This is a genomic window from Rhodococcus chondri (genome assembly GCF_036327435.1).
Lineage (GTDB): Bacteria > Actinomycetota > Actinomycetes > Mycobacteriales > Mycobacteriaceae > Rhodococcus > Rhodococcus chondri.
Map to the genome: position 1 here is coordinate 1 of NZ_JAUZMZ010000008.1, position 26,980 is coordinate 26,980.

A 26,980-nucleotide genomic window follows, 5' to 3' on the forward strand; every position below is an offset into this window, starting at 1 on the left:
ACTACACCGTGCGCGGCGTCGATCTCGACACCGCGCCGGACCTCGAGTCCGCGGCTGCGGGACTCGAGAAGGCCAAGGGCGTGCTCCGCTCGAAGGTCGGTGCGGGAACCGGTGTCCGGTTCACCCCGACATTGACCTTCGCCACGGATACCGTTCCGGATACCGCCCGCCACATGGAGGAACTCCTCGCGCGTGCGCGCGCCGCGGACGACGAGCTGGCCCGGGCCCGCGAAGGCGCGGTACCCGCCGGTGATCCCGATCCGTACAAGGAACCGCGCGAGCGGGATTCCAACGACGGCGACGACGAGTAGCGACACGATGCCGGAACTTCGTCCACCGGTTGCCCCGGCGGCACCGGTCGTCGGCGCGTCCGTCGGTCTGCAGGAAGCGGTGGCGTTGCTCGAGGCCGCCAACTCGGCGACCGTGTTGTGCCACGTCCAGCCCGACGCCGACACCCTCGGCAGCGGGCTGGCACTCGGGCTCGCGCTCGAGCGACGCGGCGTTTCCGTGCAGGTCGCGTTCGGTGCACCGGACGCGGTCCCGGCCTCGATGCGGTCGCTGCCGGGACAGCATCTGATCGCCGATGCCGAATCGGTACGCCGCGAGGTGGATCTGCTCGTCACCGTGGATTGCGGAACTGCGGGCCGTCTCGGCCGGTTGCGTGATCGGCTCGCCGGCGCCGCGCGCATCCTCGTTATCGATCACCACCGCTCCAACACCCGGTTCGGCACCGACAACCTCATCGATATCGAGGCGGAAGCGACGGCCGTGGTACTGGCCGAGTTGTTCGAACTGTGGGGTGTCGAGCTCGACGCGGAACTGGCGCACTGCCTCTACGCCGGGCTGGTCACCGACACCGGATCGTTCCGGTGGGTGCGACCCGTCACCCACCTGCTCGCCGAACGGCTGCTCTCCACCGGCATCGACGGTGCCGCCATCACCCGGGGACTGCTCGACACCCATCCCTTCGGCTGGTTGCCGATGCTGTCCGCGGTCCTGGCATCGGCGACCCTGGTGCCCGACGCTGCTGCCGGCAAGGGACTGGTGTACGCGACCGTGCGGCACGCCGATTCTGCGCACCTCGGCTCCGAAGAGATCGAGAGCATCATCGACATCGTCCGCACCACCGCCGAGGCCGAGGTCGCGGCCGTCTTCAAGGAGGTCGCTCCGAAGTCCTGGACGGTGTCGCTGCGGTCGAAGACCGAGATCGACGTGTCGCTCGTCGCCACAGCCCTCGGTGGTGGCGGGCACCGATTCGCATCCGGTTACACCGCGCACGGCGAGCCCGACGAGATCGTGGCCGCACTGCGCAGCACCCTCGGGTGACGAGGATGCAGTCGTCCGACACCTCCGGTGCACCCGCTGTATCCGGCCGGCGGATCCTCGGACTGGCGCTTCCCGCTCTCGGGGTCCTCGCCGCCGAACCGCTGTATCTGCTCTTCGACATCGCCGTCGTCGGCCGGTTGGGTGCACTCGCCCTCGCGGGTCTCGCGATCGGCGGACTCGTTCTGGCGCAGGTGAGCACCCAGCTCACGTTCCTGTCGTACGGCACCACGGCGCGGGCGGCGCGTCTGCACGGCGCGGACCGGCACGATGATGCGATTCAAGAAGGTGTGCAGGCCACGTGGCTCGCGGTCGGCGTCGGCACGCTCATCCTGGTGATCGGCCAGCTTCTCGCGGTGCCGGTCGCGGGGGTGATCGCAGGCGACGCCGAGATCGCGGCCGCTGCCGTGTCGTGGCTGCGAATCGCGCTGTTCGGTGCACCGCTCATCCTCGTCGCGCTCGCGGGCAACGGATGGATGCGCGGGGTGCAGGACACCATCCGGCCACTGCGGTACGTCGTCACCGGGCTGGCGTTGTCCGCGCTGCTGTGCCCGCTGCTCGTCCACGGTTTGTGGGGGGCACCGCGCTGGGAACTCGCCGGGTCCGCCGTCGCCAACGTCGCCGGGCAGCTCGTCGCGGCAACGCTGTTTGTCGTGGCACTGCTGCGCGCCGGCGTCCCCCTGCGACCGCGCCGCCGCGTGATCCTCGCCCAACTGCAGCTCGGTCGCGACCTGATCGCCCGAAGTCTCGCCTTCCAGGCCTGCTTTCTATCGGCCGCCGCAGTCGCCGCCCGCTTCGGTGCCGCGGCAGTGGCCGGGCATCAGGTGGTGCTTCAGCTGTGGAACTTCGTCACATTGACCCTCGATTCCCTCGCGATCGCGGCGCAGGCCCTCGTCGGCGCTGCGCTCGGTGCCGGCGAGCGCCGGGGCGCGAACCGCCTCGCGTGGCGCATCACCGCCTGGTCGGCGCTGTTCGGTGGTGTTCTCGCGGGGCTGTTCCTGCTCGGGCGTAGCGTGATCCCGGCACTGTTCACCGACGACACGGCGGTGCTCGACCAGATCGACATCGCGTGGTGGTTCTTCATCGCGATCATGCCGTTCGCCGGGGTGGTCTTCGCGCTCGACGGAGTGCTGCTCGGCGCGGGCGACGCCGCATTCCTGCGGAACGCCACCCTGACCGCCGCGCTCGTCGGGTTCCTGCCGTTCATCTGGTTGTCGCTCGCGTTCGACTGGGGTCTCGGCGGTATCTGGACGGGGCTTACGGTGTTTATCGTGCTCCGGATGATCGCCGTCGTGTGGCGAACCCTCTCGGGGCGCTGGGCGGTGACAGGCGCGGACCGGCAGGTGCGCGTGCACGACGAAACGGGAGGTTAGCGTAGGTGGCAGCAAAACTGTGGGCGATCAGTGACATCCACGTGGCGCACCGGGGCAACCGGCCCGTCACCGAGGACCTGTTCCCCGAGTCCCCGGAGGACTGGCTGATCGTCGCCGGTGACGTGTCGGAGAAGACCGACGACATCCGGTGGGCCCTGAAGTTGCTGCGCAGCCGGTTCGCCAAGGTGATCTGGGTGCCCGGCAACCATGAACTGTGGACCACCGCGAAGGATCCCGTTCAGATGCACGGCGTCGCCCGGTACGACTACCTCGTGACGATGTGCCGCGAACTGGACGTGCTGACGCCCGAGGACCCGTATCCGATCTGGGAAAGTGAGGACGGTCCGGTGGTGCTCGTCCCCATGTTCCTGTTGTACGACTACTCGTTCCTGCCCGACGGCACGACCACCAAGGCCGAAGGGCTGGCGCTCGCCCGGGAACGCAACGTCGTCGCGACCGACGAGTTCCTGCTCGCCCCCGACCCGTACATCACCCGCGACACGTGGTGCCGGGTGCGCGTCGAACAGACCCGTGCGCGTCTCGATGCTCTCGACCCGGCGCTGCCCACGGTGCTGATCAACCATTTCCCGCTCGTGCGGGAACCCACCCGGATGCTGTTCTATCCGGAGTTCGCCCTGTGGTGCGGCACCACCGACACCGCAGATTGGCATCTGCGCTACCGGGCCCTGTGCAGCGTGTACGGGCATCTGCACATTCCCCGCACCACGTACTACGACGGCGTCCGGTTCGAAGAGGTGTCGGTGGGCTATCCGCGCGAATGGCAGCGTCGCGGGCTTCCGGATCGGATTCTGCGGCAGATCCTGCCCGTGCCGGACTACCCGCCGGGCACGCTCAACAAGTGGGGCGGTCATTTCACGGTGACACCCGAGATGGAAGCCGAAGCAGAAAAGATGCGGGCACAGCGGGACAGTGCTCTGAGAGACAGGGAGTTGCGGTGACGGGACCGACGATCCACGAACCGGCCGATACACGTGAGGGACTGATCTCCCGGATCGTGCCGGACGGCGTCGCGGCCGCCGAGATGTTCACCGATCCCCCCGGCCTGCGGCCGCACCCGCAGGAGGAACCGCTCATCGCGCGGGCCGTCGAGAAACGCCGCCGGGAGTTCGTGGGAGCCCGGCACTGCGCCCGCGAGGCCATGCGCCGGCTCGGCGTCGACCCCGCCCCGGTGCTGAAGGGCGAGCGCGGCGCTCCGGTCTGGCCGCGTGGCGTGGTGGGCAGCCTCACCCACTGCGACGGCTATCGCGGTGCCGTGCTCGGATACGCGTTGCAGGTGCGTTCACTCGGTATCGACGCCGAGCCGCACGACAGGCTGCCCGACGGTGTGCTCGACGCGGTGAGTCTGGAGCCCGAGCGGGATTGGCTCGCGGGAACCGCCGGGGCCGGCGTGCACTGGGACCGACTGTTGTTCTGTGCGAAGGAAGCAACCTACAAGGCATGGTTCCCCCTCACCCATCGCTGGCTGGGCTTCGAGGACGCGCACATAACCTTCGAGCGCGACAGTTTCGACGCGGTGTCCGGTTCGTTCCACTCCCGGCTTCTGGTGCCCGGCGACACCCTGGACGGCCCCCCGCTGGCCGGGTTCGACGGACGCTGGCTCGTCGCCGACGGTCTGGTGCTCACCGCAATCACGGTCCGCTGAGGGGCTGATGGCAGAATCGGCCCACGTGTCTGCCTCCGAGAATCCCGCCCTGGCTCGCGCCGGCCTGCTCATCGTCGACAAGGATGCGGGCATGACCAGCCACGACGTCGTTGCCCGATGCCGGAAGCTGCTGGGCACCCGGAAGATCGGCCACGCAGGCACTCTCGATCCGATGGCGACCGGGGTGCTGGTACTCGGGGTCGAACGTGCGACGAAGATCCTCGGGTTGCTTGCGCTCACCACGAAGTCGTACACGGCGACCATCCGGCTCGGACGGACGACGGTGACCGACGACGCGGAGGGCGAGGTCGTCGACACCGTTGACGCCTCGCACGTGACCGACGAGCAGATCGCCGTCGAGGTGCAGGCGCTGACCGGGGACATCGAACAAATTCCCGCGAGTGTGAGCGCCATCAAGATCGACGGCAAACGGGCATACGCGCGGATGCGTGAGGGCGAGACGGTCGAACTTCCTGCGCGCCCGGTGACGGTCTCGCGGTTCGCGGTGCTCGGCCGTCGTGATGTACCCGACGAAGGGTTCGTCGACCTGGACGTCGTGGTCGACTGCTCGTCGGGCACCTACATCCGTGCACTCGCCCGCGACCTCGGTGCGGCGCTCGGGGTCGGGGGGCATCTCACGGCACTGCGCCGCACCCAGGTAGGACCGTTCGGGCTCGAGCATGCGCGCACGCTCGCGCAGCTCGCCGATGATCCCTCGCCGAGTCTCGGCATCGACGCCGCGATCCGGGCGGCATTCGAGTGCCGTTCCGTCACCGACGACGAAGCCGTGATTCTCGCCAACGGCCGCTGGCTCGACCCGGTGGGTATCTCGGGTGTGTACGCCGCGATCGACTCCCGCGGGCGTGCGGCGGCCCTGCTGCAGGAAAAAGGCCAGCGTGCGTCGTCGGTGTTCGTGGTGCGTCCCGCGAACATGTGATCGGCTAGACCAGCCAGATCGCGTCCGCGGCGAGGTGGCCGAGGTCGACGGTGTTGCCCGCGCCGTCGATACGCACCGCGACAGTGCCCGCGAAGTCGCGGCGTTCGACGACCGCGATCTCGGTGTCCAATGCGATCCCGACCTCGTCGAAGTACCGCAGCATTGCGGGGTCTGCGTCGGAGATCCGCGCGACGCGGCCGTGCTGCCCCGCGTCGAATCCGCTCAGTGCGCGCGCCGGAGGTGAAGGGATCGAACCGTCCTGGGACGGGATGGGATCTCCGTGCGGATCGCGTTCCGGATAGCCGAGTTTCGCGTCGATGGCGGTAACCATCCGCTCCGACACCGCGTGTTCGAGCACTTCGGCTTCGTCGTGGACTTCGTCCCAGCTGTATCCGAGTTCGCTGACCAGAAAGGTTTCGATCAGCCGATGCCGGCGAACCATGGCCACGGCGGCGGCGCGGCCGGTCTCGGTGAGGGAGATCGATCCGTAGCGCGCGTGATCGACGAAGCCTTGGTCGGCGAGCCGGCGCACCGCCTCGGATACCGTCGATGCCGATACGCCGAGCTTCTCGGCCAGGAGCTTGGTGGAGATCTTCTCGCCGGACCATTCCTGGACGGTCCAGATGATCTTCAGATAATCCTGGGCGACGGAGGACAACGCCTCGGTCGCCGTGGGGGTCTCGCTCCTGTCAGGCACGCGTCCAGCTTAGGTAAGGATCACTGAGGAATCACGTTCCCCGGGTTTTGCGCCCTGCGCCGCAGCGCCGTGGTCACGACTCCGTGTCGCGGCGCGAAGAGATACGCGACGGCGAAGACGGCTGCCTGCGCGAGAATGACGACGCCACCGGTGGCGGCGTCGGTGTAGTAGCTCGTATAGACGCCGACCACCGAACTCACGACAGCCACCACCGGCGCGATGACCAGCATCCGCGACATGCGGTCGGTGAGCAGATAGGCGGTGGCGCCGGGAATGATGAGCATCGCGACCACGAGGATCACTCCGACCGCCTGGATCGCGCTCACGATGGTGACGGCGAGCAATGCGAGCAGGAGCGCCGACAACCGGGCGGGGGAGATACCCAGGGCGTGGGCCTGCACCCGATCGAAGGCGAACAGGGTGAGGTCGCGACGTTTGACGACGAGGACGACGAAGACCACGGCGGCGAGGGCGGACACCTGCCACAGGTCGGAGGTGGACAGTCCCAGCAGGTTGCCGAACAACACGTGATGTAGATCCACCTGACTGGGGTTCTTCGAGATCAGGACGACTCCGAGAGCGAAGAGCGTCGTGAACACCACGCCGATGGCGGCGTCCTCCTTGACTCTGCTGGTCTCGCGGACCAGGCCGATCAGGGCCACCGCGATGCCGGCGAACAGCAACGCGCCCAGTGCGAAGGGGGCGCCGACGAGGTAGGCGAGAACGACGCCTGGGAGCACCGCGTGCGATACGGCGTCGCCCATCAGCGACCATCCGATCAGGACGAGCCAGCAGCTCAGCAGTGCGCACACCAGGGTCGCGGCGACCGCGACAACGAGTGCGCGCTGCATGAATCCGTACTGCAAGGGCTCGAGGAGCAGATCGAGCATCACGACACCTGCCGCTGATGCACGTCACCGTCGAGAACATCGGCCTCATGGGGATTCACGCCGAATGCCAGGGCGAGGTTTTCGGGCCGGAGAATGTCCTCCGGGGGGCCGTGCACGAGTACGCGGCGGTGCAGGAGGACGGCCTCGTCGCACAGGAAGGTCAGTCCCGCCAGGTCGTGGGTGGCCACGAGGACGGTGTGTCCGGCTGCGGCAAGGCTGCGGATGACCACGGTCAACGCCGCTTCGGTGGTCTTGTCGACCCCGGCGAACGGTTCGTCGAGCAGGAGCAGCGACGCGCCCTGCGCAATCGCGCGGGCGACGAACACCCGCTTGCGCTGGCCCCCCGACAGCTGCCCGATCTGACGCTCGGCGAACTCGCTCATCTTCACGCGATCGAGCGCGGATTCCACTGCCGCATGATCGGCGGCACGGGGCCGCCGCATCCAGCCCTGATGACCGTAGCGACCCGTCATCACGACCTCGCGGACGCTGATGGGGAATTCCCAGTCGACGTTCTCGGTCTGCGGCACGTAGGCCACGGCGCCCGCGCGGCGGGCGGCTGCCGGGTCGGCGCCACCGATGGACACAGCGCCGACAACGGGTCGGACCATCCCCATCACGGTCTTGAGAAGCGTGGATTTGCCGGACCCGTTGGTTCCGACGAGACCGCACACCCGTCCCGGTTCGAGGTTCAAGGTGACGCCCTCGAGGGCCGTGACGCTGCCGTACCGGACGGTGACATTCGTGACTCGCAGGGCGGCGTTCGACGTGGGGATGCTCATGAGTTCAGTCCCTCGATGATGGTTGCGGCGTCGTGGCGCAGGAGGTCGAGATAGGTCGGGACCGGCCCGTCGGGTTCGGAGAGCGAGTCGACGTACAGGATGCCGCCGAAACGCGCGCCGGTGTCCTGGGCGACCTGGCGTTGGGCGCGATCGGAGACGGTCGATTCGCAGAACACCGCGGGCACGCGGTTGTTGCGCACGAAATCCACTGTGCCGGCGACCTGTTGCGGGGTGCCCTGCTGATCGGAGTTGACCGGCCACAGGTATGCCTCGCGCAGGGCCGCGTCGCGGGCCAGGTAGGCGAATGCGCCTTCGCAGGTCACGAGGGCCCGATGATTCTCCGGGAGGGTGGCCAGAGCTGTGACGAGTTCGTCGTGGATGGCCTGCAGTTCGGACTTGTACGCGGCGGCGTTGGCTGCGAAGTCCTCGGCATGCTCCGGCACCAGGTCGCTCAGCGCGGCGGCGATGTTGTCGACGTAGATCTGGGCGCTGATCGGCGACATCCACGCGTGCGGATTGGCCTGTCCGGCGTAGGCGTCGCCGGTGATCGGCAACGGTTCGATTCCTTCGCTGAGCACGACGTGCGCGGCATCGGTGTCGGCGAGGAATTGTTCGAACCATCGTTCGAGACCGAGGCCGTTGTCGAGAACGAGGTCGGCCGACGACGCGGCCCGCAGGTCGCCGGGGGTGGGTTCGTAGCCGTGTACTTCGGCGCCGGGCTTGGTGATCGACTGGACGCGCACGTGGTCGCCGGCGACGTTGCGCGCCATGTCGGCGAGCACGGTGAACGTGGTCAGGACGAGTGGTTCGTCGTCCTCCTGGGTACTCGACGTGGAGCATGCGGCGAGTGCGGCGGCAGCGGTGGCTGCCACCATTATTTTGACCCATCCAACGAAAAAGTTCGGCACCCCGAAATTATGCCGCCGGCTCGGCGGACTTGTCCACGCGACCCCCTGGAGACGGGTCGGGATGACCGGTCGGCGCCGGAGCCGTAGGCTGCCGGATGTGCAGCGATGGCGAGGTCTGGACGAGATACCTGCGGACTGGGGACGTTGTGTACTGACGATCGGCGTGTTCGACGGTGTGCACCGCGGCCACCAGCAACTGATCGCACGCGCGGTGAAGTCCGCGAAGGAACGGGGCATCGCGAGCGTGCTGATGACGTTCGATCCCCATCCCATGGAGGTCGTGCGGCCGGGGAGCCACCCGGCCCAGCTGACCACCCTGGCGCGGCGTGCCGAATTGGCAGAAGAACTCGGGGTGGACGTCTTCTGTGTCATGCCCTTCACTCCCGAATTCATGAAACTCTCGCCCGAGCGGTATGCGCACGAGATCCTCGTCGAGCGACTGCACGTCGCCGAGGTCGTGGTGGGGGAAAACTTCACCTTCGGTAAGAAGGCCGCCGGCAACGTCGAGATGCTGCGGTCGATCGGCGAACGCTTCGGTTTCGCGGTCGAGGGCCTCACTCTCCTCGCGGAGCATGCCGTGACCTTCTCCTCGACGTACATCCGCTCGTGCGTGGATGCCGGGGATGTCGAGGCCGCCGCCGATGCTCTCGGCCGCCCGCATCGTGTCGAGGGTGTCGTGGTGCACGGCGACGGCCGCGGCCGGGGGCTCGGTTTTCCCACCGCCAACGTGGCGCCACCGATGTATGCGGCGATTCCCGCGGACGGCGTGTACGCAGCGTGGTTCACGGTGCTCGGTTCGGGGGCGCCGATGGAGGGGCTCTCCGTCGGTGACCGCTATCGGGCGGCGGTGTCGGTGGGGACGAACCCGACGTTCTCCGGTCGCGCGCGCACCGTCGAAGCTTTTGTGCTCGACGAGGAAGCCGACCTGTACGGACAGCACGTCGCGGTCGATTTCGTGCACCGGCTCCGAGGGATGGAGAAGTTCGATTCGGTCGAAGCGCTGATCTCGGCGATGCACCGCGACGCGGATCGAGCGCGCGACCTCCTGGTCCGCGACGTGTAGGTCACGGGCATGCAGTCCGTAGTCCGTTCGGATGAATCTTCGAGTGTGGGCCGCATATCCCCGTGCCGTCGACCACAATCGGGATCATGTTGTTTCGTGATTGGCGACAGGCGCGCCTCTCGTGGGCCGATGCCGGCAACTACCACGGATCGACCCGGGGCCTTTCGACCGACTCGTGGTCGTTCGTCGCGTTCGCCGAGGATCAGGGACGAAGCCCCGGTCACGAGGAGATTCGCGAGTACTTCGACGGCCGTCTGAAGCTCCTGAGCACGCTTGCGCGCCGTGTCGTCGATGCACCTGCCGGCCTGGATTACCCGTACTGGGTTCGGACCGACATGTCTGTCGACGACGTGGTCGCCGTATACGACGAGCCCTCGCGCAGCTTCGACCACTGGCTCGACCAGATGGCGCAGCGCAGTGCGTGCGGCCTCGATTCCCGGCAGCATCCATGGCGAATCCACGTTTTTCCGGGGGTTCCCGCTCCCGTCGGCACTCCCGGCGCTATGACCGTCGTTGTGGTTCAGGCCAGCCACGCGATGCTGGTGGGCGCGTCTCTGCGGACGTTGTTCGACACGCTGTTCGCGCCGGACGCGCGGCCGCTCGTCATCGAGGGGCTTCCGCCGCCCGCAATCCGTCCGCATCCCGTCGCGGCTGCCGCATACGGACTCGTCCGGGCGTCGGCACGATCGATCCCCGCAGCGATCGGACTGGTGGCTACGCGTCGTGCCCTCCGATCCATGGCGCAGAGCCCCGGCGCACTTCCGGGCATTGCCGGACAGGGCCGGAATCCGATTCCCGACCGGCACATCCGGGTCATCCACCCTGATCTCGGTCGGGCGCGCGGACGGCCTCGGACCGTCACCGTGCTCGGACTGACCGCCGTGTCGTTCGCGTTGGAGCGGTATTACCACGAGCGCGACGAGCCGTATCCTGCCCTCACCTCGAAGGCGGCCGTGCCTGTGGCCCTCGGCGAGGATGCGGGAGCCCTCGGTGTCAACAGGCTTGCCAGAGCGCTGGTGGATCTTCATCTGGGTGTCCCGGATATGGAGGAGCGCATGACCGCGATCGAGCAGGCCCTGGCCGGCGAACGAGCGCGGGCCTCATCGCCTACCGCGATCGGCGGACTCGTCCGCAACGGCAGGGAAGCGTACCCGTGGCATCGACGCGAGTTGGACATGGTCGACGACGTGCTCCGCGCGGGAACCGTGCCGAGTGTCAAAACGGTGGTGAGCAGCGTCAACTGCGGGGCGGATGTGCAGTGGTCGCTGCCGTGGGGCTCGTTCCGATTCACTGCCGGTGTGCCGTCTCTCGCGCCGGGAACCGAGTTTCTGCACACTTTCATCCGCGCCGGCGATGCGTTCGCTGTGACGGTGATGGGCCGTCTGCACGCAGGGGAGTCGGACGGGGCGGCCAGAGTCGACCGCTACGTCGAACTGCTGCGTGAATGCTGGGACGGGGCGAACACCATCGTGGGGTAGAGCAACGGGTCGCGGCATCGAAAATGCGGGGGACAAGCGACCGGCGGTGAGTCACCGGGTGAACATCTGGTAATCTCATCCGCTGGTGTGCGCTGCGGTTCGCGGTGGCCGCACCGGCGGACCCGGTCCGCTTTCTGTCGCGCGGACGTCAGTTGTTCAGGAGTATCCAGTGGCATTGACCACCGAACAGAAGAAGCAGATCCTCGGCGAGTACGGCCTCCACGAGACCGATACCGGTTCCCCCGAGGCGCAGGTGGCCATGCTCACCAAGCGCATCGTCGATCTGACCGAGCACCTCAAGCAGCACAAGCACGATCACCACTCCCGCCGCGGCCTGCTGCTGCTGGTCGGTCGTCGTCGCCGGCTGCTCAAGTACGTCGAGAAGCTCGACGTCGAGCGTTACCGCTCGCTCATCCAGCGTCTGGGCCTGCGTCGCTGACGCAGCCGAAACGCGACACGATCTGCATCCGCTGATCTTTTCCGGTAGCCAACGGGGCACCCACTACACTGGGCCTCGTTGGCTATCGGTGTTTGCGCCGCAATAGCCGGCGCACCATACCGCCGACGGCGGTGACCGTATGCACCGACGGTGTCGGTCCTCGGTAGTGACCTTCCGGTTCAGGCGCGATGTCGTCTCCGAACGACGCCCTGCCGGAGGGTTTCGATCGACGACCGCCTCCGCGAGTCGGTGCGCAACCGTGGCCAAGGGGGCCGCGGAGCCCGCGCGGGTACGGCGAAGACGAAGAGGGAAGAGAAACCATAAAGATGACCAGCAATTCCGCAGTCGAGATCGACGAAGGTGTCTACGAGACCGTCGCGACGCTCGACAACGGTGCGTTCGGCACCCGCACGATCCGATTCGAGACCGGTCGCCTCGCTCAGCAGGCCGCCGGCGCCGTCGTCGCCTATCTGGACGACGAGACCATGCTGCTTTCCGCCACCAGCGCATCGAAGCAGCCGAAGGAACATTTCGACTTCTTCCCGCTGACGGTGGACGTCGAAGAGCGCATGTACGCCGCGGGCCGCATCCCCGGTTCGTTCTTCCGTCGTGAAGGCCGCCCCTCCACCGACGCGATCCTCACCTGCCGGCTGATCGACCGGCCGCTGCGCCCCTCGTTCGTCGACGGCCTGCGCAACGAGATCCAGGTCGTGGTGACGGTCCTGAGCCTGAACCCGAACGACCTGTACGACGTCGTCGCGATCAACGCCGCGTCCGCGTCCACCCAGATCGCCGGTCTGCCGTTCTCCGGACCCGTCGGCGGTGTGCGCGTCGCGCTCATCACCTCGGACGAGAACAAGGCCGGCCAGTGGGTCGCGTTCCCGACCGTCGACCAGCTCGAGAACGCCGTGTTCGACATGGTCGTCGCGGGCCGCATCGTCGCCGGTGCCGACAACCCGGACGCTGCCGACGTCGCGATCATGATGGTCGAGGCCGAGGCCACCGACAACGTCATTGCACTGATCGACGGCGCCGACCGCGGTCATCGTGGCCGAAGGACTCGAAGCGGCCAAGCCGTTCATCGCCCGCCTGTGCATCGCGCAGCAGCAGCTCGCCACCGCGGCCGCGAAGCCCACCGGCGACTTCCCGGTGTTCCCGCCCTACCAGGACGACGTGTACGCCGCCGTCGAGTCCGCCGCATCCACCGCGCTGGCCGAGGCCCTCACGATCGCCGGCAAGCAGGAGCGCGACGATCGCACCGATGAGATCAAGGTCGAGATCCTCGCGCAGGTCGCCCCGAACTTCGAGGGCCGCGAGAAGGAAATCGGCGCCGCCTTCCGGTCGCTGACCAAGAAGCTGGTGCGTCAGCGCATCCTGCGCGATCAGTTCCGCATCGACGGCCGCGGGATCACCGACATCCGCGCGCTGTCGGCCGAGGTCGCCGTGGTGCCGCGCGCGCACGGCTCGGCGCTGTTCGAGCGTGGCGAAACCCAGATCATGGGCGTCACCACCCTCGACATGGTGAAGATGGCACAGCAGGTCGACTCGCTCGGTCCCGAGACCAGCAAGCGCTACATGCACCACTACAACTTCCCGCCGTACTCCACCGGTGAGACCGGCCGTGTCGGCTCCCCGAAGCGTCGCGAGATCGGTCACGGTGCGCTCGCCGAGCGCGCTTTGATGCCGGTGCTGCCGAGCCAGGAGGAGTTCCCGTACGCCATCCGTCAGGTGTCCGAGGCGCTGAGCTCCAACGGCTCGACGTCCATGGGTTCGGTGTGTGCGTCGACGTTGTCGCTTCTCAACGCCGGTGTGCCGCTCAAGGCTCCCGTCGCCGGTATCGCGATGGGCCTGGTCTCCGATGAGATCGAGCTCGAAGACGGCACCCGCGAAACCCGTTACGTGGCCCTGACCGACATCCTCGGCGCCGAGGACGCATTCGGCGACATGGACTTCAAGGTTGCCGGTACGAAGGACTTCGTCACGGCGCTGCAGCTCGACACCAAGCTCGACGGCATCCCGTCGCAGGTGCTCGCGGGCGCCCTGTCGCAGGCACACGACGCGCGCGCCACGATCCTCGAGGTCATGGCCGAGGCCATCGATGCTCCGGACGAGATGAGCCCGTTCGCACCGCGGATCACCACCATCAAGGTTCCGGTGGACAAGATCGGCGAGGTCATCGGGCCCAAGGGTAAGATGATCAACTCGATCACCGAGGAGACCGGCGCGAACATCTCCATCGAGGATGACGGCACCGTCTACGTCGGTGCGGCGGACGGCCCGTCCGCGCAGGCTGCGATCGACAAGATCAACGCCATCGCCAACCCGCAGCTGCCGAAGGTCGGCGAGCGTTTCCTCGGCACCGTGGTCAAGACCACGGCGTTCGGTGCGTTCGTCTCCCTGCTCCCCGGCCGCGACGGCCTGGTGCACATCAGCAAGCTGGGCAACGGCAAGCGTATTGCCAAGGTCGAGGACGTCGTCAACGTCGGATCGAAGATCCGCGTCGAGATCGCCGACATCGACAATCGCGGCAAGATCAGCCTGGTGCCGGTGGAGGACGACTCCGCCGCCGCACCGGCCGATGCAGCCGCCGATGCCGGTGACGCCAGCGACGCCTGACCCACGAGTACCGGAGCCCGGTATCGGCCGGCGCTCCGGCGCCGACGCACCCGCGCATCGCCTCTTCCTCCGAGAAGGGCGCGATGCGCGGGTGCTGTCGTTTCCGCAGGTTGCAGGGGATCCGGGGCTACTAGGCGGGTAACCATCGGCGTGGATGGAGTCTTTCGGGCCGCCGCCTCAACTCACAATCCGACCCCGACTGTAGCGTTTCTCCAAAGTTGCGCGGGGGTTCTTCTTGGGGTGGTTACCTAGGGGAGTGAACACGGTCGCGACTGCTGGAATCGGTGCACGGCCGGGAGTCAATCTCGCGTTGGCTACCTGGGTATCCGCCATCAACTTCTGGGCCTGGAACATGATCGGCCCTCTGTCCACTACATATGCCGGCGAGATGTCGCTGAGTAGTTCCGAGGCGTCGATGCTCGTCGCGACCCCGATCCTGGTGGGCTCGCTCGGCCGGATCGCGGTGGGATCTCTCACCGACCGCTACGGCGGCAGGATCATGTTCATCGCGATCAGCCTCGCATCGATCCTGCCGGTGCTGGCCGTGGGCTTCGCCGGTAACGCCGGCTCCTACCCGATGCTTCTGGTTTTCGGCTTCTTCCTCGGCATCGCGGGCACCATCTTCGCAGTGGGGATTCCCTTCGCCAACAACTGGTACGACGCCTCGAGGCGGGGGTTCGCAACCGGCGTCTTCGGCGCGGGCATGGTCGGAACCGCCCTGTCCGCGTTCTTCACTCCGCGCTTCGTGAACTGGTTCGGTCTGATCGTGACGCACGTGATCGTCGCGATCGCCCTGGCGCTCACCGCACTGGTGTGCGTGGTGGCAATGCGGAACGCTCCCGCGTTCGTTCCCAACACCGACCCGGTCGTGCCGAAATTCCTGGCGGCCTGCAAACTTCGGGTGACGTGGGAGATGTCGTTCCTGTACGCCATCGTCTTCGGCGGGTTCGTCGCGTTCAGCAACTATCTGCCCACCTACATCAAGACGATCTACGACTTCTCTGCCGTCGACGCGGGCACCCGGACCGCCGGGTTCGCGCTCGCCGCGGTCGTCGCCCGCCCGATCGGTGGTGCGTTGTCCGACCGCATACCGCCGAAGTATGTCGTGCTCGCCGCCTTCGCGGGGACCGCGGTCACCGCACTCGTCGCGACCCAGAAACCACCACCGGATGTGTGGTCGGCGGCCGACTTCATCACCATGGCAATCTTCCTCGGCATCGGCACCGGCGGTGTGTTCGCCTGGGTGGCTCGGCGCACGCCCGCGAAGTCGGTCGGCAGTGTCACCGGGATCGTCGCCGCGGCAGGCGGTCTGGGCGGATACTTCCCGCCCTTGGTGATGGGCGCGACCTACGACCCGGTCGACAACGACTACACCGTAGGGCTGCTGCTGCTGGTTGCGTGCGCAGTGGTGGCGTTGCTCTACACAGCTTTTGCCCTGAAGACACACGAACCCGTAAATGCCGCAGCGACTCAGGCGATGCAGCCTCGACAGGAGGAGAACAAGTGACCACCCAGGAACCGGCTATCGGGGGATCGCTCGAAGAACTTCTGGTCCGTAGTGGTCGGTTCTTCACTCGGGGCGAAACGTCCACCGACACCCGCAGCGTCATGCGCCAGGGAGGCCGGGACGGCGACATCTTCTACCGCGACAGGTGGAGTCACGACAAGGTGGTGCGCTCGACCCACGGAGTCAACTGCACCGGGTCGTGTTCGTGGAAGATCTACGTCAAGGACGGGATCATCACCTGGGAGACGCAGGAAACGGATTACCCGAGCGTCGGACCGGACCGGCCGGAGTACGAGCCCCGAGGCTGCCCTCGCGGGGCGGCCTTCTCCTGGTACACGTATTCGCCGACCCGCGTTCGCTACCCGTATGCACGCGGGGTACTCGTCGAGATGTACCGCGAGGCCAAACAGCGACTCGGCGACCCGGTTCTGGCATGGGCGGACATCCAGAACGATCCGGAACGCCGCCGCCGCTACCAGCGGGCGCGCGGCAAGGGCGGGTTGGTGCGCGTCGGCTGGGCCGAGGCCACCGAGATGATCGCCGCCGCGCACGTGCACACCATCAAGGAGTACGGCCCGGACCGGGTCGCCGGATTCTCACCCATCCCGGCGATGTCGATGGTGTCGTTCGCCGCCGGATCACGGTTCATCGAACTCGTCGGTGGCGTCATGACGTCGTTCTACGACTGGTACGCCGACCTTCCGGTGGCGTCCCCGCAGGTCTTCGGCGACCAGACCGACGTACCCGAGTCGGGGGACTGGTGGGATGCGTCCTACCTGATGATGTGGGGTTCGAACGTCCCGGTCACGCGCACACCCGACGCGCACTGGATGGCCGAGGTCCGATACCGCGGTACCAAGGTGGTGTCGGTCAGCCCCGACTATGCCGACAACACGAAGTTCGCCGACGAGTGGATGCCGTGCGCCGCCGGCACCGACGGCGCGCTGGCCATGGCGATGGGGCATGTACTGCTCAAGGAGTTCTACGTCGAGCAACGGGTGCCGTTCTTCGTCGACTACGTCCGTCAGTACACCGATTTGCCGTTCCTCGTGAAACTCGAAGAGCGCGACGGCAAACTGATCCCCGGAAAGAACCTCACAGCAGCCGATCTCGGGCAGAGCACCGAGAACTCGGCGTTCAAGCCGGTGCTGCTCGACGGCGCCACCGACACCGTGGCGGTGCCGCACGGCTCGCTCGGTTTCCGGTACGGCGACGAGGGCATCGGCAAGTGGAACCTCGACCTGGGTGATCTCGTACCGGCACTGACGGTGGCCACCCCGGCGGGCGGCGCCGGGGAATCCGCCGCGGTGCACCTGCCGAGCTTCGACACCGTCGACGGCCACGGCGAGAGCATCGAGCGCGGCGTACCGGTGCGGCGGGTGGGCGAGCACCTGGTGTGTACGGTGTTCGACCTCATGCTCGCCCAGTACGGTGTGGAACGCGCCGATCTGCACCTGCCGGGGCAGTGGCCCACCGGCTACGACGATCCGACCTCGCCGTACACCCCGGCGTGGCAGGAATCCATCACGGGAGTCTCTGCGGGACAGGCGATCCGGATCGCGAAGGAGTTCGCTCGCAACGCCGAGGAATCCGGTGGCCGATCCATGATCATCATGGGAGCCGGGATCTGCCAGTGGTTCCACGGTGACGCCACCTACCGCGCGGTGCTGGCGATGCTCATGCTCACCGGATCGATGGGACGCAACGGCGGCGGCTGGGCACACTATGTCGGCCAGGAGAAGTGCCGGCCCGTCACGGGGTGGGCCGCGATGGCCATGGGAACGGACTGGAGCCGGCCGCCGCGCCAGATGGCGGGTACCTCCTACTGGTACGTGCACACAGACCAGTGGCGCTACGACGGTTACCGCGCCGACGCGCTGGCGAGCCCGCTGGGGCGGGGACGGTTCCGCGACAAGCACACGATGGATGTGATGGCCTCCGCGGTCGCAATGGGGTGGACACCGTTCTATCCCCAGTTCGACCGCAATCCCCACGATGTCGCGGACGAGGCGCGCGCCGTAGGCAGGGAAATCCCCGCCTACGTGGCCGAGCAACTCGCCGCCGGTGAACTGAAGCTTGCCGTCACGGACCCGGACAACGCGCGGAACTGGCCGCGGGTACTGAGCGTATGGCGCTCGAACCTGCTCGGGTCGTCGAGCAAGGGCAACGAATACTTCCAGCAGCACCTGCTCGGTACCGACTCCAACATCCAGGGCGCACAGACCACCCAGGGGATGCGTCCGAACGAGGTCGAGTGGCCGGACGATGTTCCGGAAGGCAAGCTCGACATGCTGATGTCGATAGATTTCCGGATGACGTCGACAACGCTGTTCTCGGACGTCGTGTTGCCGGCCGCGACCTGGTACGAAAAGGGCGACCTGTCGAGCACCGACATGCACCCCTACATCCACGCGTTCAGCCCCGCGATCGACCCGCCGTGGGAAACACGGTCGGACTACGAAGCATTCGGTGCGATCGCGAAGGCATTCAGCACGCTCGCCCGGGCACATCTGGGCACCCGCACCGACATCGTGATGGGCACCTTGCAGCACGACACTCCCGCTGCCATGGCCTATCCCGGTGGCACCGAGAATGATTGGCGCAAGACCGGAGAGGTACCCGTTCCCGGGAAGACGATGGGACCGCTCGCGGTGGTCGAGCGCGACTACGCCGCGATCGCCGACAAGTGGGCCACTCTCGGCCCGCTCGTCGACACACTGGGAGTGACCACGAAGGGTGTCACCACCCATCCCACCGAGGAGGTTGCCGAACTCGCGGCCAAGTTCGGTGTGATGGATTCCGGTGCGGGATCAGGCCGTCCCGCGGTCACGACGGCGGAGCGGATGGCCGATGTGATCCTGGCGCTGTCCGGAACCTCCAACGGCCGGCTCGCCGTCGAAGGTTTCCGCGAACTCGAGAAGCGCACGGGACGTCGTCTCGTCCACCTCGCCGAGGGCAGTGAGGAACGACGTATCACCTACGCCGACACTCAGGCGCGCCCGGTACCGGTGATCACGAGCCCCGAATGGTCCGGCAGCGAGACCGGGGGGCGGCGCTACGCCCCGTTCACCGTCAATATCGAAGAACTCAAACCGTTCCACACCCTCACCGGCCGGATGCACTTCTACCTCGACCACGACTGGATCGAGGAGGTGGGCGAGCAACTGCCCACCTACCGTCCCCCGCTCGACATGTCCCGTCTGTTCGGCGAGCCGGGGATCGGCGAAACCGACGGAATCGGGTTGACCGTGCGATATCTGACGCCGCACTCGAAGTGGTCGATCCACTCGGAATACCAGGACAACCTGTTCATGCTCTCGCTCTCGCGCGGGGGGCCCACGATGTGGATGAGCCCGGCCGATGCTGCGAAGATCTCGGTGCGCGACAACGACTGGGTCGAGGCCGTCAACCGGAACGGTGTGGTGGTGTGCCGCGCGATCGTGTCGCACCGGATGCCCGAAGGCGTCGTGTACGTCTACCACGCGCAGGAGCGCACCATCGACGTGCCGCTCACCGAAACCACGGGCAAGCGTGGAGGTATCCACAACTCGATCACGAAAATCCTCATCAAGCCGACCCACATGGCCGGGGGATACGCGCAGAACTCGTATGCCTTCAACTATCTCGGGCCCACCGGCAATCAACGTGACGAGGTGACGATGGTGCGCCGCCGGTCGCAGGAGGTGACGTACTGATGTACACGAGCGAGCGTTGCGAAGCGAGGCAATCATGAAGGTAATGGCCCAGATGGCAATGGTGATGAACCTCGACAAGTGCATCGGGTGCCACACCTGCTCTGTCACCTGCAAGCAGACATGGACCAACCGGTCCGGTACCGAGTACGTCTGGTTCAACAACGTCGAGACCCGGCCCGGGCAGGGGTATCCCCGCACCTACGAGGATCAGGAAAAGTGGCGCGGCGGATGGGTCCGCGACAAGAAGGGCAGACTGCGGCTGCGCGACGGTGGCCGGCTCCACAAGCTCACCCGGATCTTCTCCAACCCGAAGATGCCGTCCATCGACGACTACTACGAGCCGTGGACGTACGACTACGAGAACCTCACCAATGCGCCCCTCGGCGACAACATTCCCGTCGCGCAGCCGCGCAGCCTCATCAGCGGCAAGCCGATGAAGGTGGAGTGGTCGGCGAACTGGGACGACAATCTCGGAGGCTCGACGGAGATCGTGCCGAACGACCCGATCCTGAAAAAGATCAACGACGAGGTCAAACTTCAGCTCGAAGAGACCTTCATGTTCTACCTGCCGCGCATCTGCGAACACTGCCTCAACCCCTCGTGTGTGGCATCGTGCCCGTCCGGCGCGATCTACAAGCGCGCAGAGGACGGCATCGTCCTCGTCGATCAGGACCAGTGCCGTGGCTGGCGGATGTGTGTCTCCGGGTGCCCGTACAAGAAGATGTACTTCAATCACAAGACCGGCAAGGCCGAGAAGTGCACGTTCTGCTATCCCCGCATCGAGGTGGGTCTGCCGACCGTGTGCGCCGAGACCTGCGTCGGACGCTTGCGATACATCGGTCTCGTCCTCTACGACGTCGACCGCGTCCTCGAGGCGGCGTCGGTGGAGAACGAACAGGACCTGTACGAGGCGCAGCGTCAGGTGCTGCTCGACCCCAACGACCCGGAAGTCATCGCCGCCGCCCACGCCGAGGGGATCTCCGACGAATGGATCGCCGCGGCGCAGCGCTCGCCGATCTACTCGCTGATCAACGTCTACAAGGTGGCATTGCCGCTGCATCCGGAATACCGCACCATGCCCATGGTCTGGTATGTGCCGCCGCTGTCGCCCGTCGTCGACGCGGTCAGCCGCGACGGCCACGACGGTGAAGATCTCGGCAACCTGTTCGGGGCGCTCGAATCGCTGCGGATCCCCATCCAGTACCTCGCGGAGTTGTTCACCGCCGGTGACACTGCGGTCGTAGAGGGGGTGCTGCGGCGGCTCGCCGCGATGCGCTCCTACATGCGCGACATCAACCTCGGTCGCGATACCCAGCCGCACATCCCCCAGGCGGTCGGCATGACCGAGGAACAGATCTACGAGATGTACCGTCTTCTCGCCCTCGCCAAATACGACGAGCGGTATGTGATTCCGACGGCGTACGCCGCCGAAGGACACCAGCTCGAGGAGACGGCCACGGAGTGCTCGTTGTCGTTCGAAGGCGGCCCGGGCATGTACGAATCCGGTCCGTTCGGCGAATCCAGCGGCGGACCGGTGCCGGTTGCCGTCGAGACCTTCCACGCACTCAAACAACGGCAGACCACCGAGGGAATGGCAGCGAACGAGAGCCATCCGTCGCGGGTGAACCTGCTCAACTGGGACGGCAAGGGCGTACCCACCGGCATGTTCCCCGGCGGTCACCGGCACGAGGAGGAACACTCGTGAAACTGCTCCGCCGGCCCTCGCGCCGCGACACCGCCGCCCGGCAACTACAGCATCGGCTGATCCGGCAGTCCGCTTCGCTGTTGCTCGCCTACCCGGACGAGCAGCTGCACAGCCGCCTCGACATCGTCGACCGGTTGCTCGATCACATCGACGGACCGGAACGAGAGCAGCTCGCCCGAACGGCGGCGCACCTGCGCCGCACCGGCCTGCTCGAAGCGGAGCAGGATTATGTCGCCACATTCGACATGCGCCGTCGCTCGACGATGTACCTGACCTACTGGACCGGTGGCGACACCCGCAACCGGGGCACGGAGATCCACGCGTTCGTGCGTGCATATCTCGAGGCCGGCGCGGAACCTCCGGTCGGGGAGGCGCCCGACCACTTGCCCGTAGTACTCGAATTCGCCGCCACTGTCGCTCCGGAGGTGGGTGAGCAGCTGCTCGCCGCGCATCGGATCCCGCTCGATGTGCTGCATGGGGCGCTCGTCGAGAGCGAATCGGTGTACGCGGACACCATCGCGGCAGTGTGCGCGACACTGCCGTCGGTCAGCGACCAGCAGCAACAGCACGCCCGGCAGCTGGCGCAGGCCGGTCCGCCGGCCGAGGCCATCGGATTGCAGCCGTTCACCCTCACGGTTCCACCGCGCAAGGACGAGCAGTCGGCACGAGAAGGAGACCTGTAGCCATGGACGCGGGGGCAATTTTCTGGGACATCGTGCCGTACGTGTCGCTCGCGATCCTCGTCGTGGGAACGTGGTGGCGGTACCGGTACGACAAATTCGGCTGGACGACACGATCGTCGCAGTTGTATGAGAGCCGGTTGCTGCGGATCGGTAGCCCGCTGTTCCACTTCGGCATCCTCGTCGTGATCGTCGGGCACATCATCGGTCTGGTGATTCCGCAGTCGTGGACGGCAGCGGTGGGCATGAGCCAGCACACCTACCACATCCAGGCGATCACGCTCGGCACTGTTGCGGGTCTTTCGACGCTCGCCGGGGTCATACTGCTCATCTACCGGCGCCGCACCAACGGGCCGGTCTTCTCGGCGACGACCGTCAACGACAAGGTGATGTACCTCGTGCTGGTCGCCGCGATAGTCGCGGGTCTGGCGACGACGTTCATCGGCGCCGGAGTGATCGGGGAGGAGCACAACTACCGCGAAACCGTGTCGCCGTGGTTCCGCTCCATCTGGATTCTGCAGCCCCGCGGCGATCTGATGGTCGAGGCGCCACTGTCGTTCCAGATCCACACGATGATCGGTCTGGTGCTGTTCGCGCTCTGGCCGTTCACCAGGCTCGTGCACGCGTTCAGCGCACCGATCGGGTATCTGTTCCGCCCGTACGTCGTCTATCGCGGTCGGGACGAAGCGCGCACGGGGCAGCTGATGGGTTCGCAGCCTCGACGTCGCGGCGGTTGGTGACGACAGCATCGGTGACGGCAGCGTTGGTGGCGACAGCGGTATTCGGGTACGCATGTACTGTGTGATGTTCCGTTCCCGGACGGACATTCCGCGTTCGTACCCTTACCGCTCGCACCTCTACCGCCAGGACCGTTGAACAACCATATGGCTTCCACCCAGCCCGTCTCGTCTGTCGTTCGGACCGCTGTCGCACCCGCCGTCGTTGCGGACCCGGGTGTTCGGCGCACGGTGCTCCCGGGAGGGGTGCGTGTCGTCACCGAGCACGTCCCCGGCGTGCGTTCCGCCGCCGTGGGTGTGTGGGTCGGTGTCGGTTCCCGCGACGAGCAGCCGTCCGTGGCCGGCGCCGCCCACTTCCTCGAACATCTGCTCTTCAAGGCGACTCCCACCCGGACGGCACTCGACATCGCCGAGCTCGTGGACGGAATCGGGGGTGAACTCAACGCGTTCACCAGCAAGGAACACACCTGTTTCTACGCGCATGTACTCGACGACGACCTGCCCCTCGCGGTTGATGTCGTGGCCGACGTGGTGCTGCGCGGCCGGTGCCGACGTGCCGACGTCGACGTCGAACGTCAGGTGGTGCTCGAGGAGATTTCGATGCGCGACGACGATCCCGAAGATCTGCTGGGCGACGCGCTGCTGACCGCGTTGTACGGCGATCACCCCATCGGTCGGCCGATCATCGGCTCCGTCGACTCGATCGAAGCGATGACCCGCAACCAGCTGCATTCGTTCCATGTGCGCCGGTACACCCCCGAGCGGATGGTCGTCGCGGTGGCCGGCAACGTCGACCACGAGCACACCGTCGAACTCGTACGCCGCGCGTTCGCCGGTCATCTCGATGCCGCGGCGCAACCGGCACCGCGCCGCGACGGGATGTTGAAGCTGCGCACCGCACCGACCTTGAGCATCAACGATCACGACGGTGAACAGTCGCATCTGAGCTTCGGGGTCCGCGCGTTCGGCCGGCACGACGGGCGGCGCTGGGCGTTGTCGGTGCTCAACGCCGCGATCGGCGGGGGCCTGAGCTCGCGGTTGTTCCAGGAGGTGCGCGAAAAGCGCGGTCTCGCGTATTCCGTGTACTCGGGCATCGATACGTTCGCGGACACCGGTGCGTTCTCTGTGTACGCAGGGTGCCAGCCGGAGAACCTCGCCGAGGTGACGACGGTGATCCGAGAGGTCCTCGCCGATGTCGCCGACCACGGCATCACGGATGCCGAGTGCTCGCGTGCGAAGGGGGCGCTGCGCGGCGGTCTCGTGCTGGGGCTCGAGGACACCGGGGCCCGGATGCACCGCATCGGCCGCAGCGAACTGAACTACGGCCGGCACTGGAGCATCACCGAGACCCTCGAACGCATCGCCACGGTGACCTCCGAACAGGTACGCGAGGTCGCCGGTGAGTTGCTGCACCGCCCCTTCGCGGCCGCTGTGGTGGGCCCGTACCGCCGCCCACGCGATCTGCCCGCCGCGGTACGCGACATCGTGGGCTGAGGACGTTCCGATCGGACGAGACGAGCAGGCCGCTCACCCGACCTGGGGAGCGGATTGCGTAGGCTTTCCGCGACGACGGCGAAAGGGCGTGGACGAAAAGTGAACGCAGCAACTGTTCGAGTAGGTGTGCTCGGTGCCAAGGGCAAGGTCGGCCAGGCCATCTGCGCGGCAGTCGACGCCGCCGCAGACCTCGACCTGGTCGCCGCCGTGGACAAGGACGACAGTCTCGAGGACTTCGTGACGTCCCGCGCGCAGGTCGTCGTCGACTTCACGCATCCGGATGTCGTGATGGGCAACCTGCAGTTCCTCATCGAGCACGGCATCCACGCGGTTGTCGGCACCACCGGATTCGACGAGGCACGCCTCGATCAGGTGCGCGGCCGGCTCGCCGCGCAGCCGGAGGTCGGTGTGCTCATCGCCCCCAACTTCGCCATCGGCGCCGTACTGTCCATGCGGTTCGCGCAGGCTGCGGCCCGGTTCTTCGACTCCGTCGAGGTTATCGAGTTGCACCACCCCAACAAGGCCGACGCACCGTCCGGCACCGCCTACCGCACGGCCGCTCTCATCGCCGAAGCCCGTGCGGCCGCCGGCGTGGGCCGCAGTCCCGACGCCACCAGCACCGAGCTCGACGGGGCACGCGGCGCCGACGTCGACGGTGTGCGTGTTCATTCCGTGCGCCTCGCCGGTCTGGTCGCACACCAGGAGGTGCTGCTCGGAACCCAGGGGGAGACCCTGACCATTCGTCACGACTCGATCGACCGGTCGTCGTTCGCCCCGGGTGTGCTTCTCGGCATCCGGGAGATCGGATCGCGCCCCGGCCTGACAGTCGGCATCGACCCGCTGCTCGACCTGTGAGGAAAGATCTGCTCAAGGTTCTCGCGCCGATCACCTTCATCGTGATCGCGCTGATCTTCTACTTCGTGCTGCTGGGTACCCGCGGGGTGGAACTCGTGCGCTCGGGTAGCGGTGCAGCGATCGGCCTGGGCATCGGTGTGTTGCTGTTGCCGCTGGTCGGGGTGTGGATCCTGTACGCGAGTCTGCGTGCGGGGCTCCAGCATCAGCACCTCGCGCGCCGCATCCACGCCGAAGGCCTCGAACTCGACGTGACCGACCTGCCGCGGCGACCGTCGGGGAAACTCGATCGCGACGCCGCCGACGCGCTGTTCGAGAAGGTCAAGCTCGAGTGGGAAGCCGACCCCGACAACTGGCGGAACTCCTACCGGTTGGCCCGTGCCTACGACCACGCCGGGGATCGGGGCCGTGCCCGCGACACCATGCGGCGCGCTGTCGAGCTGGAGCGACGCGAACGGCACGGCACGGCGTAGGACGCGGAAACTTCCGTAGTCTGCGGGGGTGATCCAAGAATCCGCGTCCGGTGTGCGGACGCTGCTCGTCGTCCACCACACCCCGTCGCCGTCTACGCGTGAATTGCTCGAGGCGGTGCTCGCGGGAGCAAACGACCCGGAGATCGACGGTGTGGAAGTGCGTGCGGTGCCGGCGCTCGGCGCGACCGTCCCCGACGTGCTGGCCGCGGATGGATACCTGTTCGGGACCACCGCCAACTTCGGCTATATGTCGGGTGCGCTCAAGCACTTTTTCGACACCGTCTATTACCCGTGTCTCGATGCCGTGGCCGGCCGCCCGTACGGGTTGTGGGTGCACGGCAACAACGACACCGCGGGAGCGGTGTCGTCGGTTCGCAGACTCGCGACGGGGCTGGGGCTGGTGCAGGCCGCCGCAGACCTGGAGGTCACCGGACCCATCGATGCCGGAGTGCGCGAGCAGGGCTACGAACTCGGCGGGACCGTGGCGGTGACGGTGTCCGGCGCGCTGTGAGCGCCGTCCCCTTCGGCGACCGTCAGCGGAAGTTCTCCTCGACGAACTTGGTCAGTCCTTTGGCTGCGGTGTCCATCGCGGTCTTCTCGGCCCGCCGCACCAGGAATCCGGGGAGCGGGATCTTGGGATCGATGGTCAGGCCGAACTCGACTTGGGTTCCCGAGTCGCTCGCCGTCAGGGTGTAGGTGCCGTCCTGCTGCGCCTGCTGGCTGCTTTCGACGAGCGTCCAGGACATCGACTCGTCGCCGTTCCATGCGTAGTCGACGATCTGTTCGTCGGTGAGTCCGATGATCGACACGGTCATCCGGACACGGTGCGGTCGTCCGTCGGGATGGGTGGTCTCGACGACGACCGACTTGTGGGTGGAGGACCACTCGGGGAGGCGATCCACCGCGGCGATGGCAGCCATCACCTGCTCCGGTGTTGCTTTGATCTCGAAGCTTCTGGTGCTGCTCACTGCCATCGGTTCACTGTCCCTTTCGGTCCCGTGTCTGGTGCGACGGGGAATCTACCGCACGCGCGACGTTCTCAGGCGGTGTCGCCGTTGTCGTCGTCACGGGACGCCGACGTCTCGGGAGTGGTCGCCTCGGGAGTGGTCGTCTCGGAAGTGGTCGTCTCGGAAGTGGTCGCCTCGGAAGTGGTCGCCTCGGAAGTGGCCGGCCTGGTGCCGGGCCAACGCCATTCCTCGGCGCGCTTCTGGTAGCGCCTCTGGTCCTTGAGTGCCCCCTGGACCGCTTGCGCCACCCACGAGTTGAGGGAGACCCCGCTCTGCGCGGCAGCCTCCTCGGCCCGGGTCTTGATCTGCTCGACGAGGCGCAGCGTGACGCGGCTGATGTCGCCGGTCATTTCCTCGAACGTCGGAGTGGACTCTTCGGCGTGGGGAGAGGTGTCGCTGCGCACCTCGACAACGGCGTCGGTGCCGTCGAGGCGCACTGTGACACGCCGGTCGCCGAGCTGCTCGGTGACCTCGGTGGCCATGTCGGAAAGCGCACTGAGCAGGGCGAGTCGTGCCGGTGCGGCAATCGCAGCGGCGAGGGCGTTGGCGGTTCGGCGGGTCTGCTCGTCGCCGAGTTCGGCGGCCGCGAGCACGGAGTCGGCAATTGCAGCGGTGTAGGTGTCGATATTCATGATGTCAGCGTGACGTCATTTGTGATGTC

24 protein-coding genes and 1 pseudogene are annotated in these 26,980 nt (G+C 66.9%); 19 read left to right on the forward strand and 6 right to left on the reverse strand.

Annotated elements, in window-relative coordinates; all coding sequences use genetic code 11:
* The 6 genes from Q8814_RS02670 to truB all read left to right on the forward strand — a co-directional run.
* Nucleotides 1-311, forward strand: a 311-nt coding sequence (locus tag Q8814_RS02670) for a ribosome-binding factor A (protein ID WP_330150456.1), incomplete at its 5' end; no start/stop codon positions are given.
* Between the two features lie 7 nt (nucleotides 312-318).
* Complete coding sequence (locus Q8814_RS02675; RefSeq protein WP_330150457.1) at nucleotides 319-1,326, forward strand: DHH family phosphoesterase; 1,008 nt, start codon at nucleotides 319-321, stop codon at nucleotides 1,324-1,326.
* 5 nt (nucleotides 1,327-1,331) lie between these two features.
* Nucleotides 1,332-2,696 (forward strand): MATE family efflux transporter, encoded by a 1,365-nt coding sequence (locus Q8814_RS02680; protein ID WP_330150458.1) that lies wholly within the window; start codon nucleotides 1,332-1,334, stop codon nucleotides 2,694-2,696.
* Between the two features lie 5 nt (nucleotides 2,697-2,701).
* Nucleotides 2,702-3,655 (forward strand): metallophosphoesterase family protein, encoded by a 954-nt coding sequence (locus Q8814_RS02685; protein WP_330150459.1) that lies wholly within the window; start codon nucleotides 2,702-2,704, stop codon nucleotides 3,653-3,655.
* Nucleotides 3,656-3,696: 41 nt separating this feature from the next.
* Complete coding sequence (gene npt, locus Q8814_RS02690; RefSeq protein WP_330150508.1) at nucleotides 3,697-4,359, forward strand: 4'-phosphopantetheinyl transferase Npt; 663 nt, start codon at nucleotides 3,697-3,699, stop codon at nucleotides 4,357-4,359.
* A 25-nt stretch (nucleotides 4,360-4,384) separates the two neighbouring features.
* The gene (gene truB / locus Q8814_RS02695) at nucleotides 4,385-5,296 is read left to right on the forward strand and encodes a tRNA pseudouridine(55) synthase TruB (protein ID WP_408015808.1); all 912 of its coding nucleotides are present in this window, start codon (nucleotides 4,385-4,387) and stop codon (nucleotides 5,294-5,296) included.
* A 4-nt stretch (nucleotides 5,297-5,300) separates the two neighbouring features.
* On the opposite strand, the gene Q8814_RS02700 is transcribed toward truB, so the two are convergent.
* Genes Q8814_RS02700 through Q8814_RS02715 form a run of 4 tightly spaced genes read right to left on the reverse strand, consistent with a single transcriptional unit; the run spans nucleotide 5,301 to nucleotide 8,540 of the window.
* Nucleotides 5,301-5,993 carry a metal-dependent transcriptional regulator gene (locus Q8814_RS02700; RefSeq protein ID WP_330150461.1) on the reverse strand — a complete coding sequence of 231 codons (693 nt, stop codon included), beginning with the start codon at nucleotides 5,991-5,993 and terminating at the stop codon, nucleotides 5,301-5,303.
* 20 nt (nucleotides 5,994-6,013) lie between these two features.
* Nucleotides 6,014-6,883, reverse strand: a complete 870-nt coding sequence (locus tag Q8814_RS02705; RefSeq protein WP_330150462.1) for a metal ABC transporter permease — start codon at nucleotides 6,881-6,883, stop codon at nucleotides 6,014-6,016.
* A complete protein-coding gene (locus Q8814_RS02710; protein WP_330150463.1) occupies nucleotides 6,883-7,665 on the reverse strand; it encodes a metal ABC transporter ATP-binding protein in 783 nt (260 codons plus the stop codon). Before Q8814_RS02710 ends, Q8814_RS02705 begins: the two co-directional genes overlap by 1 nt.
* Nucleotides 7,662-8,540, reverse strand: a complete 879-nt coding sequence (locus tag Q8814_RS02715; protein ID WP_330150464.1) for a metal ABC transporter substrate-binding protein — start codon at nucleotides 8,538-8,540, stop codon at nucleotides 7,662-7,664. Before Q8814_RS02715 ends, Q8814_RS02710 begins: the two co-directional genes overlap by 4 nt.
* Nucleotides 8,541-8,670: 130 nt before the next feature.
* On the opposite strand from Q8814_RS02715, the gene Q8814_RS02720 reads away from it, so the two are divergent.
* From Q8814_RS02720 to Q8814_RS02780, 13 genes and pseudogenes are all read left to right on the forward strand, one after another.
* Nucleotides 8,671-9,636, forward strand: coding sequence for a bifunctional riboflavin kinase/FAD synthetase (locus Q8814_RS02720; protein WP_330150465.1), 966 nt, complete (start codon nucleotides 8,671-8,673; stop codon nucleotides 9,634-9,636).
* A gap of 86 nt (nucleotides 9,637-9,722) precedes the next feature.
* Nucleotides 9,723-11,114 carry a DUF1298 domain-containing protein gene (locus tag Q8814_RS02725; RefSeq protein WP_330150466.1) on the forward strand — a complete coding sequence of 464 codons (1,392 nt, stop codon included), beginning with the start codon at nucleotides 9,723-9,725 and terminating at the stop codon, nucleotides 11,112-11,114.
* A 169-nt stretch (nucleotides 11,115-11,283) separates the two neighbouring features.
* Complete coding sequence (rpsO, locus tag Q8814_RS02730) at nucleotides 11,284-11,553, forward strand: 30S ribosomal protein S15 (RefSeq protein WP_330150467.1); 270 nt, start codon at nucleotides 11,284-11,286, stop codon at nucleotides 11,551-11,553.
* Between the two features lie 326 nt (nucleotides 11,554-11,879).
* A pseudogene (locus Q8814_RS02735) lies at nucleotides 11,880-14,169 on the forward strand (polyribonucleotide nucleotidyltransferase).
* Nucleotides 14,170-14,479: 310 nt separating this feature from the next.
* A complete protein-coding gene (locus Q8814_RS02740; protein WP_408015809.1) occupies nucleotides 14,480-15,676 on the forward strand; it encodes a nitrate/nitrite transporter in 1,197 nt (398 codons plus the stop codon).
* On the forward strand, nucleotides 15,673-19,371 hold the full coding sequence (locus Q8814_RS02745) for a nitrate reductase subunit alpha (protein ID WP_330150469.1): 3,699 nt from the start codon (nucleotides 15,673-15,675) through the stop codon (nucleotides 19,369-19,371). Before Q8814_RS02740 ends, Q8814_RS02745 begins: the two co-directional genes overlap by 4 nt.
* A 34-nt stretch (nucleotides 19,372-19,405) precedes the next feature.
* Complete coding sequence (narH, locus tag Q8814_RS02750; RefSeq protein ID WP_330150470.1) at nucleotides 19,406-21,076, forward strand: nitrate reductase subunit beta; 1,671 nt, start codon at nucleotides 19,406-19,408, stop codon at nucleotides 21,074-21,076.
* Nucleotides 21,073-21,759, forward strand: coding sequence for a nitrate reductase molybdenum cofactor assembly chaperone (narJ, locus tag Q8814_RS02755; protein WP_330150471.1), 687 nt, complete (start codon nucleotides 21,073-21,075; stop codon nucleotides 21,757-21,759). Before narH ends, narJ begins: the two co-directional genes overlap by 4 nt.
* Before the next feature lie 2 nt (nucleotides 21,760-21,761).
* Nucleotides 21,762-22,496, forward strand: coding sequence for a respiratory nitrate reductase subunit gamma (gene narI, locus Q8814_RS02760; protein WP_330150472.1), 735 nt, complete (start codon nucleotides 21,762-21,764; stop codon nucleotides 22,494-22,496).
* 144 nt (nucleotides 22,497-22,640) lie between these two features.
* Nucleotides 22,641-23,987 (forward strand): M16 family metallopeptidase, encoded by a 1,347-nt coding sequence (locus tag Q8814_RS02765; protein WP_330150473.1) that lies wholly within the window; start codon nucleotides 22,641-22,643, stop codon nucleotides 23,985-23,987.
* 99 nt (nucleotides 23,988-24,086) lie between these two features.
* Complete coding sequence (gene dapB, locus Q8814_RS02770) at nucleotides 24,087-24,842, forward strand: 4-hydroxy-tetrahydrodipicolinate reductase (protein WP_330150474.1); 756 nt, start codon at nucleotides 24,087-24,089, stop codon at nucleotides 24,840-24,842.
* Nucleotides 24,839-25,312 (forward strand): hypothetical protein, encoded by a 474-nt coding sequence (locus Q8814_RS02775; RefSeq protein WP_330150475.1) that lies wholly within the window; start codon nucleotides 24,839-24,841, stop codon nucleotides 25,310-25,312. The genes dapB and Q8814_RS02775 overlap by 4 nt, the downstream gene beginning before the upstream one ends.
* A 52-nt stretch (nucleotides 25,313-25,364) precedes the next feature.
* Nucleotides 25,365-25,823, forward strand: a complete 459-nt coding sequence (locus Q8814_RS02780) for a flavodoxin family protein (RefSeq protein ID WP_330150509.1) — start codon at nucleotides 25,365-25,367, stop codon at nucleotides 25,821-25,823.
* A gap of 22 nt (nucleotides 25,824-25,845) precedes the next feature.
* Here the strand turns inward: Q8814_RS02780 and Q8814_RS02785 are convergent, their stop codons facing one another.
* Both Q8814_RS02785 and Q8814_RS02790 read right to left on the reverse strand, forming a co-directional pair.
* A complete protein-coding gene (locus tag Q8814_RS02785; RefSeq protein ID WP_330150476.1) occupies nucleotides 25,846-26,286 on the reverse strand; it encodes an SRPBCC family protein in 441 nt (146 codons plus the stop codon).
* 65 nt (nucleotides 26,287-26,351) lie between these two features.
* Nucleotides 26,352-26,951 (reverse strand): toxin-antitoxin system HicB family antitoxin, encoded by a 600-nt coding sequence (locus tag Q8814_RS02790; RefSeq protein ID WP_330150477.1) that lies wholly within the window; start codon nucleotides 26,949-26,951, stop codon nucleotides 26,352-26,354.
* Nucleotides 26,952-26,980: the final 29 nt, after the last annotated feature.

What these genes read in the sequence shown, in the direction of transcription:
- Q8814_RS02675 (WP_330150457.1), top strand. Translation starts at nt 319, where the DNA reads ATGCCGGAACTTCGTCCACCGGTTGCCCCGGCGGCACCGGTCGTCGGC.
- Q8814_RS02680 (WP_330150458.1), top strand. Translation starts at nt 1,332, where the DNA reads ATGCAGTCGTCCGACACCTCCGGTGCACCCGCTGTATCCGGCCGGCGG.
- Q8814_RS02705 (WP_330150462.1), bottom strand. Translation starts at nt 6,883, where the DNA reads ATGCTCGATCTGCTCCTCGAGCCCTTGCAGTACGGATTCATGCAGCGC.
- Q8814_RS02710 (WP_330150463.1), bottom strand. Translation starts at nt 7,665, where the DNA reads ATGAGCATCCCCACGTCGAACGCCGCCCTGCGAGTCACGAATGTCACC.
- Q8814_RS02715 (WP_330150464.1), bottom strand. Translation starts at nt 8,540, where the DNA reads ATGGTGGCAGCCACCGCTGCCGCCGCACTCGCCGCATGCTCCACGTCG.
- Q8814_RS02725 (WP_330150466.1), top strand. Translation starts at nt 9,723, where the DNA reads ATGTTGTTTCGTGATTGGCGACAGGCGCGCCTCTCGTGGGCCGATGCC.
- narH (WP_330150470.1), top strand. Translation starts at nt 19,406, where the DNA reads ATGAAGGTAATGGCCCAGATGGCAATGGTGATGAACCTCGACAAGTGC.
- narI (WP_330150472.1), top strand. Translation starts at nt 21,762, where the DNA reads ATGGACGCGGGGGCAATTTTCTGGGACATCGTGCCGTACGTGTCGCTC.
- Q8814_RS02765 (WP_330150473.1), top strand. Translation starts at nt 22,641, where the DNA reads ATGGCTTCCACCCAGCCCGTCTCGTCTGTCGTTCGGACCGCTGTCGCA.
- Q8814_RS02785 (WP_330150476.1), bottom strand. Translation starts at nt 26,286, where the DNA reads ATGGCAGTGAGCAGCACCAGAAGCTTCGAGATCAAAGCAACACCGGAG.
- Q8814_RS02790 (WP_330150477.1), bottom strand. Translation starts at nt 26,951, where the DNA reads ATGAATATCGACACCTACACCGCTGCAATTGCCGACTCCGTGCTCGCG.